Origin of the sequence: Neobacillus kokaensis (genome assembly GCF_014656545.1) — a bacterium.
Lineage (GTDB): Bacteria > Bacillota > Bacilli > Bacillales > Cytobacillaceae > Neobacillus > Neobacillus kokaensis.
This window is the reverse complement of the sequence record NZ_BNDS01000007.1, coordinates 33294-46197: the sequence shown is the minus strand read 5'-3', so window position 1 is coordinate 46197 and position 12904 is coordinate 33294. Positions and strand designations below refer to the sequence as shown.

The 12904-nt window shown below is 38.1% G+C and carries 15 protein-coding genes; 12 read left to right on the top strand and 3 right to left on the bottom strand.

The features are described 5' to 3' along the window. The first annotated feature begins 63 nt into the window (after positions 1 to 63). The 4 genes from cccB to IE222_RS09880 all read left to right on the top strand — a co-directional run bounded on the left by cccB (position 64) and on the right by IE222_RS09880 (position 3397). Positions 64 to 423, top strand: a complete 360-nt coding sequence (cccB, locus tag IE222_RS09895) for a cytochrome c551 (RefSeq protein WP_191272273.1) — start codon at positions 64 to 66, stop codon at positions 421 to 423. Between the two features lie 162 nt (positions 424 to 585). Then, positions 586 to 1602 carry a Delta(5) desaturase DesA gene (gene desA / locus IE222_RS09890; protein WP_191272271.1) on the top strand — a complete coding sequence of 339 codons (1017 nt, stop codon included), beginning with the start codon at positions 586 to 588 and terminating at the stop codon, positions 1600 to 1602. A 40-nt stretch (positions 1603 to 1642) separates the two neighbouring features. Then, entirely contained in the window at positions 1643 to 2794 is a 1152-nt protein-coding gene (locus tag IE222_RS09885; RefSeq protein WP_275671454.1) for a sensor histidine kinase, read from the top strand. A 3-nt stretch (positions 2795 to 2797) separates the two neighbouring features. After that, the gene (locus IE222_RS09880) at positions 2798 to 3397 is read left to right on the top strand and encodes a response regulator transcription factor (RefSeq protein ID WP_191272267.1); all 600 of its coding nucleotides are present in this window, start codon (positions 2798 to 2800) and stop codon (positions 3395 to 3397) included. Positions 3398 to 3438: 41 nt separating this feature from the next. On the opposite strand, the gene IE222_RS09875 is transcribed toward IE222_RS09880, so the two are convergent. Further along, the gene (locus IE222_RS09875; protein ID WP_191272265.1) at positions 3439 to 4287 is read right to left on the bottom strand and encodes an alpha/beta fold hydrolase; all 849 of its coding nucleotides are present in this window, start codon (positions 4285 to 4287) and stop codon (positions 3439 to 3441) included. Positions 4288 to 4494: 207 nt separating this feature from the next. Between IE222_RS09875 and IE222_RS09870 the strand changes: the two genes are divergently transcribed. Beyond that, complete coding sequence (locus tag IE222_RS09870; protein ID WP_191272263.1) at positions 4495 to 4689, top strand: IDEAL domain-containing protein; 195 nt, start codon at positions 4495 to 4497, stop codon at positions 4687 to 4689. Positions 4690 to 4839: 150 nt separating this feature from the next. Beyond that, positions 4840 to 5616, top strand: coding sequence for a nucleotidyltransferase domain-containing protein (locus IE222_RS09865; RefSeq protein ID WP_191272261.1), 777 nt, complete (start codon positions 4840 to 4842; stop codon positions 5614 to 5616). Between the two features lie 48 nt (positions 5617 to 5664). On the opposite strand, the gene IE222_RS09860 is transcribed toward IE222_RS09865, so the two are convergent. Next, positions 5665 to 6309 carry a YczE/YyaS/YitT family protein gene (locus IE222_RS09860; protein ID WP_191272628.1) on the bottom strand — a complete coding sequence of 215 codons (645 nt, stop codon included), beginning with the start codon at positions 6307 to 6309 and terminating at the stop codon, positions 5665 to 5667. Positions 6310 to 6518: 209 nt separating this feature from the next. On the opposite strand from IE222_RS09860, the gene IE222_RS09855 reads away from it, so the two are divergent. The 5 genes from IE222_RS09855 (at position 6519) to IE222_RS09835 (ending at position 9256) form a co-directional block, all read left to right on the top strand. Beyond that, complete coding sequence (locus tag IE222_RS09855) at positions 6519 to 7700, top strand: LL-diaminopimelate aminotransferase (protein ID WP_191272260.1); 1182 nt, start codon at positions 6519 to 6521, stop codon at positions 7698 to 7700. 98 nt (positions 7701 to 7798) lie between these two features. Further along, positions 7799 to 8251 (top strand): SRPBCC family protein, encoded by a 453-nt coding sequence (locus IE222_RS09850; RefSeq protein WP_191272258.1) that lies wholly within the window; start codon positions 7799 to 7801, stop codon positions 8249 to 8251. Between the two features lie 170 nt (positions 8252 to 8421). Further along, positions 8422 to 8847, top strand: coding sequence for a CotY/CotZ family spore coat protein (locus IE222_RS09845; protein WP_191272256.1), 426 nt, complete (start codon positions 8422 to 8424; stop codon positions 8845 to 8847). A gap of 154 nt (positions 8848 to 9001) precedes the next feature. Continuing rightward, complete coding sequence (locus IE222_RS09840) at positions 9002 to 9103, top strand: YjcZ family sporulation protein (protein WP_082193289.1); 102 nt, start codon at positions 9002 to 9004, stop codon at positions 9101 to 9103. A gap of 21 nt (positions 9104 to 9124) precedes the next feature. After that, positions 9125 to 9256 carry a YjcZ family sporulation protein gene (locus tag IE222_RS09835; RefSeq protein ID WP_191272254.1) on the top strand — a complete coding sequence of 44 codons (132 nt, stop codon included), beginning with the start codon at positions 9125 to 9127 and terminating at the stop codon, positions 9254 to 9256. A gap of 63 nt (positions 9257 to 9319) precedes the next feature. Here IE222_RS09835 and IE222_RS09830 read toward each other — a convergent pair whose 3' ends face one another. Next, positions 9320 to 11032: an AAA family ATPase gene (locus IE222_RS09830; RefSeq protein WP_191272253.1), complete on the bottom strand. Its 1713-nt coding sequence runs from the start codon at positions 11030 to 11032 to the stop codon at positions 9320 to 9322. 222 nt (positions 11033 to 11254) lie between these two features. On the opposite strand from IE222_RS09830, the gene IE222_RS09825 reads away from it, so the two are divergent. After that, positions 11255 to 12835, top strand: a complete 1581-nt coding sequence (locus IE222_RS09825; RefSeq protein WP_191272251.1) for a peptide chain release factor 3 — start codon at positions 11255 to 11257, stop codon at positions 12833 to 12835. The last annotated feature ends 69 nt before the right edge of the window (positions 12836 to 12904 follow it).

Below are 12904 nucleotides of genomic sequence, written 5' to 3'. Positions count from 1 at the left end.
GCCTGAACCATGTATATTGGAGCTTAAAATAACAAAATCTAAATTTTAACGGAGGTGAGATGAATGAAGAAAATAGTATATGGTGCGATTTGTTTAGTTTTTCTAGTTTCTCTGACTGCTTGTGGAGGAGGAACTGATAAAGATACGACCACTGACAAGGACACAACAACTAAAAAAACAGAAGAACAAGCACCTGCAACTACATCTGCGGATGGAGAAAAAGTATTCCAAGGAAATTGTGCTGCCTGTCATGGCGGTGATTTAAAAGGCGGAGTGGGTCCAAATTTAACGAAGATTGGCTCGGAATTGTCGAAGGATGATATCCTAAATATCATTCATAATGGTAAAGGACAAATGCCAAAGCAAAATCTCTCAGATGCAGATGCAGATGCAGTTGCAACTTGGCTCGCAGCCAAAAAATAAAACATTGAAAAACCAGAATGGTGTTAAAACCTATCTGGTTTTTATTTTTCTAGAATGTATATATGACAAACGTCATATCCAAGCTATGACATGTATGTCTGCAAATTATGTTTTTATTTCTTTATAATTTGAAATATCAAAAAGTGGGGGGGAATTCAAAACATGATGATTGAAAAACAAAGAAATTTGCGGAAACAGATGGCACCTTATGAAAAATCCAATACAATGGCCAGTGTCTGGCAAATAATAAATACAATCGTTCCCTTTTTTGTTTTATGGTTTCTGAGCTATCAAAGTCTGTCTATATCCTTTATCCTCTCATTAGCATTTTCTGTTATTGCAGCAGGTTTTTTGGTCAGAACATTTATCATTTTTCATGATTGCTGTCATTATTCATTCTTTAAAAATAGGAATGCCAACAAGATACTTGGGACACTGACTGGGATTCTGACATTATTTCCTTTTAGTCAGTGGCAGCACGATCATTCCGTTCACCATGCGACCAGCAGCAATCTTGATAAACGTGGGACAGGAGATATTTGGGTTCTTACTGTTGAAGAATACATGACAGCTTCTGTATGGAAAAAACTTCAATATCGTATGTATCGCAACCCATTTGTTATGTTTATTCTTGGGCCTATTTATGTGTTTCTTATTAAAAACCGCTTCAACAGGAAAGAGGCAAGGCTGAAGGAACGTCTTAATACTTATCTAATTAACATCGCAATTGTGGGCGTGATTAGTTTACTATGCTGGACAATTGGGTGGAAGCCATTACTATTAGTACAAGGACCGATCTTTTGGCTTGCGGGGGCTGCTGGTATTTGGTTGTTTTATATCCAGCATACATTTGAAGATTCCTATTTTGAAGAAGATAAAGAATGGGAATATGTGAGAGCTGCGGTAGAAGGAAGCTCGTTTTATAAACTTCCAAAGCTGCTTCAATGGTTGACAGGCAATATCGGCTACCACCATGTACATCACTTAAGCCCTAGAGTGCCGAATTATAAGCTTGAAGAGGCTCATAAAAATACACCGCCATTACAAAATATACCGACAATTACATTAAAAACAAGCCTGAATTCATTAAAATTTCACCTATGGGATGAGCAGCAAAAAAAGTTTGTCAGGTTTAAAGAAGCTGGATTTTCCGTTAAAATAAATAGTATTAGAGGATAATGCGATTTCATTTAAGGATAGCTAGATGAAGGGGATTAATGTGAAAAAAGAAGTGGCACCTAAAATAAAAAAGTATATTACATTTCAAAAAAGCAACGGGATCGCTCCATATATTTGGACGATTCTTTGTATCTTACCATTTTACTTTATTTTCCAAGCTTCATCTACTATGCAAATTGTACTAGGGATTTTGCTTACATTAACCTTTTTTATCCTATACCGCGTGGCATTTGTTTCAAAAGGCTGGCCTGTTTATGTATGGACATTATTATTAATTGCGATTTCTATTACTGCTACCAGCCTATTTAGTTACGTTTATTTTGCTTTTTTTCTTGCTTACTTTCTTGGCAACATAAAGGACCGGGTTGCCTTCTTTACTTTGTATTTTATTCACTTGCTTAGTACATCTGCTTCCATCAACTATGGGATCGTTATGCATGAAAAATTATTTTTACAGCAATTGCCCTTTATAATTATTATTTGGATTAGTGTCATACTTCTTCCTTTTAGCATCTATAACCGCAAGGAGCGGGGCCAGCTTGAAGAAAAGCTGGAGGATGCAAACAAAAGGATTTCAGAGCTTGTTAAATTAGAGGAACGGCAGCGAATTGCCAGGGACCTTCATGACACACTTGGACAGAAGCTTTCTCTCATTGGGTTGAAGACGGATTTAGCTAGGAAGCTGATTGCCAAAGATCCTGACCAGGCACGAAGTGAATTAAAGGATGTCCAGCAAACTGCCCGAACGGCATTGAGTGAAGTTAGAAAAATGGTTTCATCTATGCGGGGGATTCGCTTAAAGGATGAGATTCATCGTATAAAGCAAATACTGAAAGCTGCGGAAATCAATGTAACGGTGGAAAGTGAATTTTCCCCCAAAAATATTTCATTATTAACTGAAAATATTTTGAGCATGTGTTTAAAGGAAGCAGTAAACAATGTTGTGAAACACAGCGGTGCTAGGAATTGTGTTATTACCTTCGAACAATCCTGGAAGGAACTAGTGATGAAGGTAATGGATGACGGGAGATTTAGCAGTAATGATGGAGAAATGGAAGAAGGGAACGGATTGAAAGGGATGAGGGAGAGGCTTGAGTTCATTAATGGCAGTCTAGAGCTTCATACGAAAGAAGGTACAACATTATTTATTAAGGTACCAAATGATGTGAAACCGGGTGAGAGGGAGGTATAACAAATGATTAGGATTGTAATAGCTGAAGATCAGCAAATGCTGCTCGGCGCCTTTGGAACGCTGCTAAATTTGGAGGATGATATGGAAGTTATCGGGCTCGCTTCAAATGGTGAGGAGGCTGTTGAGCTTGTAAAAAAGCTTAATCCTGACATTTGCATCATGGATATTGAAATGCCAGGAAAAACTGGGTTGGAAGCAGCTGAAGAGCTGAGAGGGCTAGGCTGCAAACTAATTATTTTAACAACCTTCGCCCGCTCAGGTTATTTTCAGCGTGCCTTAAAGGCGGGAGTCAGTGGATATTTATTAAAAGACAGTCCAAGCGATGAACTTGCGAGGTCCATACGAAGTGTCATGACTGGCCGACGCATATATGCACCCGAGCTGATGGATGATGTTTACGGAGAAGAAAACCCATTGACAGATCGGGAAAAAGAAGTACTTGAACTGATTGCTAATGGAAAGAATACAAAGGAAATTGCTGAAGAGCTTAGTATTAAGACTGGAACAGTCCGGAATTACATTTCTGTCATTCTGGATAAACTTGAGGTAAAAAACCGCATCGAAGCGATTACACAGTTTAAAGAAAAAGGCTGGTTCAAGTAAGGAGTGGAGTAACGATGTCAAACACCGCCATAACACTTCTTTTAATGATCTGCTGCTGCCGGGTTTGTTTCTAGAAAGCCTTTAATATACTCAAATATTTCTGATGGTCTTTCCTCTGGAATTGCATGTCCAGTTTCTCTAAGGACAATCAGTTCGGAATTGGATAAATCCTGCTTAAGTTTTTCCCCAAACTTTAGCGGGATTGATTTATCATGTTCTCCCCAAATTAATAAACAAGGTGTTTTAATTTGCTTTAAAATTTTTCTCGGTAGGTCTCCTTCTCGGTCTCGAATCATTCTTGTTAAAGCGACAAATATTTCATCCTGCAAAAATGGCTCCATATAGCCATTGATCATTTCCTCATTAATAATTGAGTGATTAAATAGAGCCTCTTGCAAATTCTTTTTAACGCCATTTCGTGCGAACCAAAACTTTACGAATCGATGAAAATATGGCAAATAACTTGTTAATATGAGTGGAATCTTGGCCCGTTTTAGGTAGGCTGAACTGCATAACAGGATCGCTTTGTCTGCAAGCTCCTCCCTCATGTGCAGGATATTTAAGACGATTTGCCCACCCATCGAATGTCCGATAAAAATCATTTTTTGAAGTTCAAATGACTCTGTTACTTTAATAACGGTTTCAGCTATGTTTTTATAAGAATAGACATAACTGTTAGTTTTAGAACTTTTGCCGAATGGAGGAAGATCAAGCGATAGAACCTGATATTGTTTTCTTAGTAAAGAAATTAAATGTCGATAAGTAAACGTCGATGAAAGAAAGCCATGCAATAAGACGATCGTTTTATCAGATACTTGATTAGGATAAAATTCATAATAAACATTTGTGTTATTTATCCGTTTATAACCGGATAATACCTCTTGGTCCATTAATCCCTTCACTCCTAGTCCTCAATAATAGATGAAATTAATATTCCCAAAACTTTAAAGTTTACACCAGCAAAATCAAGGGAAAAAAATACTGTAGATACAAGTAAAAGAAATTACCAAAAATTTTTTTGAAAAATCAAAACAAAATGTTTGAATTTTTAGAAAACTATTAGTATAATATAAAAAAGCTCAAGGAGTTGATTTCCAATGGAAAAGAAGTTACTTCGTTCACCACAACAGTCACATGAGTACACAGATTCTGAGTTTGCTGAGATGATTTTAAATCATGCCCTTGTGCAGTTTAAGAGGGAGAAACTCCTGAAGGAAATCGACCTGACACTAACAGAGGGCAATAAAGATTTATTCCTTCAATTAACAGAGGAATTAAAGAAAATTTCTTAAGATCGGTTACTTTTTGACCTTGCTTAAATTAGCGGCCCTGTCCATTAGGATGGGGCCGCTTTGCCTTCCTTTTTCAATAATTATGGGGAAAACTAAGGAGGAGCCTGTGCTTAGGTTTGCTTACATAAGGAAAGAAGGAGTGAGATTCAGTTGAGGGAAAGAATTATAAAAGAAATAAAACAATTGGAAGAACAATACGGGGTGAAAATCTGTTATGCTGTTGAATCAGGAAGCAGGGCATGGGGATTTCCCTCGGAGGATAGTGATTATGATGTTAGATTTATTTACGTTCATAAAAAAGAGTGGTATTTATCCATCGAACAAAAAAGGGATGTAATTGAACTTCCGATTAATGACCTGCTCGACATTAATGGCTGGGAGCTGCGAAAAGCACTGCGGCTGTTTAAAAAATCAAATCCTCCTCTTATGGAATGGCTGCATTCCGGAATTGTTTACCATCAGGCATATTCCTTAGTGGACAAAATGCGAGCAATCCAGAATAAGGTGTTTCAACCCCAATCAGCTTTATACCACTACTTAAATATGGCGAAGGGGAATTATCGTGATTATCTGCAGGGTGAGCAGGTAAAAATCAAGAAATACTTTTATGTTATTCGTCCAATATTGGCTTGCATGTGGATTGAACAATATCACTCTAATCCGCCCCTTGAGTTTAAGATGCTTGTCAGCGAACTGCTTGAAGAGGGGGAGCTTAAGAAAGAAATTCTTATATTATTGGAGCGCAAAATAAAAGGAGAAGAGTTAACGCTTGAGCCCAGGATCGCCATCATTAATGATTTTTTAGAAAATGAAATAATTCGGCTAGAAGAGTACACAAAAAATATCATCGTTTCAAAAGATGACATTACACCTTTATTGGATGAGTTATTTCGTGATACTTTAGAAGAGGTATGGTCCAACGATTAAGACTGCAAATAAATAAAGTCCTCACGTAAGCGAGGACTTTATGACAGTTTACATAATAATACCTTGTGGCGTTTTATCCTTCTTTTTTTTTGCGGTTTCCACCAGTATTCTAAAAAAATTTAAGGAACGTTGGAAGACAGGGCTTTGAATAAATGTATAGATAAAAGTAGCAATAAATACTGGACCACCTAATAAAAACCCAATAATTAACACCATGCTTTCAACAATGATGCGAGCTTGGCTGACTGATAGCTTTGTTTTATCGGAAATAGACAGCATAAAACCATCCCGCGGTCCCGCCCCAATACCCGCAGCTACATACATGCCTCCGCCGATTCCTGTTATGACGATTGCAGAAAGCAGAATGAAATAATCAATCCAGGAATTTGTCGCTTTTGGTAAAATATCCAGCCAAAGGAAAAAATCCATGATCGGTCCAATCAGTATTGCGTTTATAATGGTTCCGATATTAATATAACGTCGGTCAACAATTAAAGAAATAAGAATAAGGATAAGACCACAAACCACACTCCAAGTGCCAATCGTTAATCCAAAATGTTGGTAAAGAGCAACATTAAGCACTTCCCATGGGTGAAGGCCAACATATTTCACTTTCACAGCGATGGCGTTGCCCAAGCCAAAAAAGATTAACCCCATAAAAAATAACATATATTGAAACAGTTTCAACTCTATGTAACCCCCATTACTGCACTTCACTTATCTGAATTTTCAACCTGTTTAATTATCTTAAGATACACATTAAAAATAATCAATGGTAAACTGGCCAAATTGAATTATAATCAATCACCTTACATAATCTGAATTATGTTAAAATAGTAAACAATATTGCATTGCAGCTTTAAACAAATTGAAAAAATTATTTGGAATTGAGGGAAATGACAATGAATTTCACTGCATCAGAAAAGGTCCAGAAAATGTCTTCAAGTATTTTTCAAGAAATAGCCGACCTAAAGCAAGCAGCAATGAAAAAGGGCAAAGATGTTATTGATTTGAGTGTTGGAAGTCCTGATTTCCTGCCGCCTTCCTTTGTGGTGGAAACATTATCGGAATATGCAAAGGATCCGAGTAAGTATGGCTATACATTAAAGGGAATACCTGAATTTCATGATGCGGTAAGTTATTTTTATAAGCATCGTTACTCTGTTGACATTGACCCCGCTAAAGAGGTGCTTCAGTTAATGGGTTCCCAGGACGGGCTTGCCCATTTAGCAATGGCAATTATTGACCCAGGGGATTATGTATTAGTTCCTGACCCTGGATACCCGATTTATGAAGCCGGTGTAACCATTGCCGGCGGGAATGTTTACCCAATGCCGTTACTGGCGGAAAATAAGTTCCTTCCAAGATTGGGAGAAATACCATTAGAAATATTACAGAAAACAAAAATGATGATCCTTAGCTATCCGGGAAACCCTGTTACTGCCCTAGCTGATAAAGAGTTCTTTAAAGAAGTAATCGAGTTTGCCAAGCTTCATAATATCTTAGTTGTTCATGATTTTGCCTATTCTGAATTAATTTTTGACAATCATCCTCAAATTAGCTTTTTATCGCTACCTGGTGCAAAGGAGGTTGGAATTGAATTTAATTCATTATCCAAAACATTTAATATGGCGGGCTGCCGCATCGCTTATGCGGCAGGTAACGAGCAGGTAATAAATGCTCTAGCTTCGTTCAAGTCGCATATCGATTACGGCGTATTCTATCCGATTCAAGCGGCTGCTGTAAAGGCGTTAACTTCCGATTTTTCCTTCTTTCAAACGCAGGTGAAAGAATATGAAAGGCGGAGAGATGCATTAATAGCAGGGTTAGAAAAAAGCGGCTGGAGTGTCGCCAAATCTCCGGCAACGATGTTTGTTTGGGCAAAAATACCTCCCGGCTTTAGTTCTCGAAAGTTTGCCTTTGATTTAATAGATAAGGTGGGTGTAGCTGTAGTGCCGGGAGATGCTTTTGGCAAGTTAGGTGAAGGCTATGTACGAATTGCTTTGGTACAGCCGCCAGAACGTCTCCTTGAGGCTGCGAAACGAATTCAGGCATTTTTAATGGAAATGTTCATATCTAATTGAGTAATTTCCCTTCTATAACCTCTATATTTATCATATATCTTTTAATAAGACCTTCAAACTGGGAAGGTCTTTTATCTTGATCAGAAAAGAGGGGAATTATGCCAAGCGGAATGCACCAAGTTGAATTAGAGTTCCCTATTGATGAAATCTGGAATTTCGTAAAGGATATGGATAATTGGGCTCCACTAGTTCCAAATTACATCCACCATCAAAAAATTACGGACCATCAGTCCACATGGGAATTTAAGAGCGACATCGGCATATTGAAGAAGAAGATTAGTTTAATGATTGATATAAAAGAATGGCTGGAGCCGACAAGGATAAGCTTTGAATTGATAGGGAAAAGTGAGAAATATGGTGGTACGGGCTATTTTGAAGCAAAGGCTATTAATTTGAATCGAACCAAGCTGACTGGATTTCTTGAAGTAAATGCAATTGGAAAAATGGCGAACACTGTTAATTCTAAGTTAGAGACAGCGCTGCCAAAAGCAGTTGAGGAAATGGCAATCGCTATTTCTGCAAAACTAGGTGAATTAAAAAGTATAAAATAAATGAAGCTTGACCGCAGGATGTTTAGCCTGCGGTCTTTTTTATCGTTTGATAAATAACAGTTAGTTATTTCGAAAAGTTGTTGTGGTTATGGGAGGTGCCTATACCATCTATTCAGAATAGAATATTTTAAAATAAGGTGATTTTCGGTGCAACAGGGAGGGGGATGGAAATGAATCTGCATAGTGAAAACTGCATTTGCTTTGAAATGAAACAGCTTTTTGAGGAGCAGGAAAGACTTTCATATAAAGAATTCCGTTTTGTATGTGATTTGCTAGGATTTGATACGATACCATTTATGATTTCTAATAAAAACTGCCGTTTCGAAGCATTCGGCAGGAATGTAAATGGAAAATTTTTTACTACACCATTCTTTAGGCTGGAAAAGTTAGATGCAAATCATTGCTGTGCAAGCCTTTCACTGCTTGAACCCGTAGATATGGATGGCTGCCCTTTAGAGTTTTTCTGCGATGAAGTATATTCACTAATAAAGACGGATAATTGTATTATCATAGATTTAAGTTGTTTCTGTACGATTGAACCATTGTCGCCTAAAATAGTTGACCGGCCATTGCCAATTATTGAACCAAAATGTTAAAAGGCAGGTTCAATAACCAAGGTTTTTAGGGATTAAGCCTAGTAAGAATGGGCTTATCTTTTTTTTATTAACAGAGTAATTGGGATAGGAGTCTATTGCACATTTTAATTTTACTGAATAGGATATATAGACTTTAAAAAAGGAGGTAAAACAAATGACTGCAGCAGGAGGATACGGAGCTGGCTTCGCGCTAATCGTTGTTCTGTTCATTTTATTAATTATTGTAGGTGCTTCTTGGGTTGGAGGATTTTATTAAACTATAAAAGGAGGTAATTCTATGTTTGGATATGCAGGCTACGGCTGCGGCGGCTATGGATATGGAGGATTTGGTTACGGGTACGGCGGCTTTACATTAATCGTCGTATTATTTATCCTCTTAATTATAGTAGGAGCTGCTTGCTACTATTAATAAAATGAATCGAACCCGCTTAGAACACTAAGCGGGTTTGTGCTTTTAGGAAATCCTGTGTTATTAATGCTGCCAAACGATATTTTCTACTTCTGATCCCTCTAATGTTTCCTTTTTTAATAAAGCATCGACTAATTGCTCATACTGTTTTTGATGACTTTTTATTAAATTCTCAGCTATCTCTAATCCTTTGGTGAATAATTCCTGCATTTTTGTTTCTTTATCTTTACTGCTAAATGTTAGCGTAAAACCATCCTGGAGCATGCCGGTTTCGACCATTTGTTCAATAATCTGTTTTGCTTGCTGGACATCGCCGCCGACACCGATACTATGCTCACCTAAATGGATACGCTCCGCAACACCGCCTGCCAAAATCATTGCAATGCGGTCAAGCAGATCACTTGTCGTTGATAAATGCATTTCTTTTGGAATTGGAGCTACATATCCAAGTGCTTCACCGCGCGGGATGATGGTTGCTTTCCTGACAGATCCAGGTTTTGTTACAGAGGCTACCAGAGCATGTCCCGCTTCATGAATAGCTACCCTATGTTTTGTATCATGGTCCTTAAGGGTACGCGATGTGCTGCCTAAAATGGTTCGGTCTAGAGCATAGTCAAGGTCTTCCTTTTGAACAGCCTCATGTCCATTACGAACAGCCCTTCTGCTTGCTGTTTCGAACAAAGAATGGAGTTCGGCCCCTGAGAACCCGGACGTGCTTTCCGCTAACCCATCTAAAGAAGCAAATACCTCAGGTGCAAGTGATTTTCCTATTGTATGAATTTCAATGATTTCTCTTCTTCCTTTTGTATCTGGAAGAGGCACATGGAAGCTGAAGTCAATTCGTCCAGGACGTAAAAAAGCTTCATCAAGCATGTCTTTTCGGTTTGTTGCGGCAATGAATAAAATTCCATCGTTAGAATGACCGCCATCTAATTGCACCAAAAGTTCTGTTAATGTTTTTTCTGCTTCTTCACCGCCATGTGCCTTTCTTCTTCCGGCTAGAGCATCGACCTCATCGATAAAAATCACAGCTGGGCTTTGCTTTCTTGCTGCCTGGAATAATGATCGAACACGGCTCGCGCCAACACCGACAAAAAGTTCATTAAAAGCCGAACCGCTGGCAGAAAAGAAAGAGGCATTCAATTCACTAGCAATGGCTTGAGCAAGCAAGGTTTTCCCGGTTCCTGGAGGGCCGTAAAAAAGGATGCCCTGCGGAGGGGTAATCCCTAATTTAATTGCGTGGTCCGGTTCTTTTAAAGTAGACAGTGTTTGCAGGATTTCTTCTTTCATCTCCTCACCAAGACCACCCACATCCTTTAAGCTGATGGTTGGAATCGGTTGTGATTTGGCAACACTGTTTTTCATTGAATTTAACCCAAAACCGCCCTTGGTTTTTTGAAGTGCAAATGCTGCACCGATTAAGAGAAGTACAAGACCGCCTAAAATCCATTTGCCATAACGGCTGCTTGATGTAAAGGAGTATTCAATATTATATGATTCTACCAATTTATTAATCATTTGACTGTTAGGCGGGATATGAGTAACATACTTTGCTTTTTCTGTTTCTATATATAGACTGCCATCGGATTGTTCAGTAAGTACAACCTTTTTTCCATGTTGTTCTTGGATCATTTTTTCAACGGAAGAAAAGGGAATGGAAATCTCTTTATTGTTCGATTGAACAAACCAAATGCTGCCTGAAATAACGATAATTAATGCTATAAATAAAGGAATAAATTTTGACATAATGATTTTACTTCGATTCAATCGGATCATCCTCCTTAACCAGAGTCATATTCTATTATAAAGTAATTTCCAGATAAATGGATAAGGGAATTGGTGGAAGGAATACGATAAAGTTACCAACTAAGATGGACAATGGATGAAAAATTAAAAGAAAAAATACCATGTACATTCATTGAAATATTGCAAAGTGAACGTTTCAGCGATAAGATTTAAGTTATGGACAAAATCTTTGTCAAAAGAGAGGAAGACATGATGGGTAACGATTTTAAAAAAGACGTATTATCACGCCGGACATTTGCGATTATTTCTCACCCGGATGCCGGAAAAACAACATTAACTGAAAAATTATTGCTTTTTGGCGGTGCGATTCGGGACGCAGGAACCGTAAAGGCTAAAAAGACAGGCAAATTTGCAACGAGTGACTGGATGGAAATTGAAAAACAAAGGGGAATATCTGTTACATCCAGTGTTATGCAGTTTGAATATAATGGCTTTCAAGTGAACATTCTTGATACACCTGGACACCAGGATTTCAGTGAAGACACGTATCGAACATTAATGGCGGTTGACAGTGCTGTGATGATTATCGATTCCGCTAAAGGGATTGAGGAACAAACTCTTAAGCTTTTTAAAGTCTGCCGGATGCGCGGCATTCCAATTTTTACTTTTATTAATAAGCTTGACCGCCAAGGAAAACCGCCGCTGGAACTGCTGGCTGAATTAGAGGAAGTTCTCGGCATTGAATCTTATCCAATGAATTGGCCAATTGGTATGGGTAAAGAGTTTCTTGGGATCTATGACCGCTATTATAATCGTGTTGAACAATTCCGGGGCATCGAGGAAGAGCGATTTATTCCATTAAATGAAAATGGAGAAATCGAAGGAGAGCATAAGTTGAAGTCATCTGGTTTGTATGACCAAACACTTGAAGAAATTATGCTCCTAAATGAAGCAGGAAATGAGTTTTCTGAAAGCAGAGTGGCAGATGGAACTCTGACACCGGTGTTTTTTGGAAGTGCCTTAACAACATTTGGTGTGCAGACATTTCTTGAGACCTATTTACGTTTCGCCCCAGCTCCTAAAGCACGTAATTCATCAATTGGTGAGATTGATCCGCTATCGGACCAATTTTCCGGCTTCGTGTTTAAAATTCAAGCAAATATGAACCCGGCACACCGCGACCGAATTGCATTTGTCCGCATTTGCTCTGGTAAGTTTGAACGGGGAATGACCGTAAATATTCCAAGGTTAGGGAAGCAGCTTAAGCTTTCACAATCGACATCTTTTATGGCAGAAGAACGAAGTACGGTAGATGAAGCAGTCAGCGGAGATATTATCGGATTATATGATACAGGTACCTATCAAATTGGGGATACCCTCACTAGTGGAAAGAATGATTTTCAATTTGAGAAATTACCTCAATTTACGCCAGAATTATTTGTCCGCGTATCGGCGAAGAACGTAATGAAACAAAAATCGTTTCATAAGGGAATTCAGCAGCTAGTTCAAGAGGGAGCGATTCAGCTTTATAAAACTGTAAAAACAGATGAATATCTATTAGGTGCTGTTGGTCAGCTTCAATTTGAAGTATTTGAACATCGAATGAAAAACGAATATAATGCTGAAGTATTAATGGAAAGATTAGGTTCAAAGATAGCACGATGGATTGAAAATGATACCGTGGATGAAAATCTTTCAAGCTCAAGAAGCTTATTAGTCAAAGATCGATATAATCATTATGTGTTTTTGTTTGAAAATGAGTTTGCACTCAGATGGTTTCAAGACAAAAATCCAAATGTAAAACTCTATAATCCAATGGATCAACATGATTAAAATGGCGGGGACTATACCCGCCATTTTTTTTGTAATACTTTTGAAAAAAAGTTTTAATAAAACCCCCAC

Coding starts and splice junctions, on each gene's coding strand:
- IE222_RS09880 (WP_191272267.1), top strand. CDS start 2,798: ATGATTAGGATTGTAATAGCTGAAGATCAGCAAATGCTGCTCGGCGCC.
- IE222_RS09875 (WP_191272265.1), bottom strand. CDS start 4,287: ATGGACCAAGAGGTATTATCCGGTTATAAACGGATAAATAACACAAAT.
- IE222_RS09825 (WP_191272251.1), top strand. CDS start 11,255: ATGGGTAACGATTTTAAAAAAGACGTATTATCACGCCGGACATTTGCG.
- IE222_RS09870 (WP_191272263.1), top strand. CDS start 4,495: ATGGAAAAGAAGTTACTTCGTTCACCACAACAGTCACATGAGTACACA.
- IE222_RS09840 (WP_082193289.1), top strand. CDS start 9,002: ATGACTGCAGCAGGAGGATACGGAGCTGGCTTCGCGCTAATCGTTGTT.
- cccB (WP_191272273.1), top strand. CDS start 64: ATGAAGAAAATAGTATATGGTGCGATTTGTTTAGTTTTTCTAGTTTCT.
- IE222_RS09850 (WP_191272258.1), top strand. CDS start 7,799: ATGCCAAGCGGAATGCACCAAGTTGAATTAGAGTTCCCTATTGATGAA.
- IE222_RS09835 (WP_191272254.1), top strand. CDS start 9,125: ATGTTTGGATATGCAGGCTACGGCTGCGGCGGCTATGGATATGGAGGA.
- desA (WP_191272271.1), top strand. CDS start 586: ATGATGATTGAAAAACAAAGAAATTTGCGGAAACAGATGGCACCTTAT.
- IE222_RS09830 (WP_191272253.1), bottom strand. CDS start 11,032: ATGATCCGATTGAATCGAAGTAAAATCATTATGTCAAAATTTATTCCT.
- IE222_RS09855 (WP_191272260.1), top strand. CDS start 6,519: ATGAATTTCACTGCATCAGAAAAGGTCCAGAAAATGTCTTCAAGTATT.
- IE222_RS09845 (WP_191272256.1), top strand. CDS start 8,422: ATGAATCTGCATAGTGAAAACTGCATTTGCTTTGAAATGAAACAGCTT.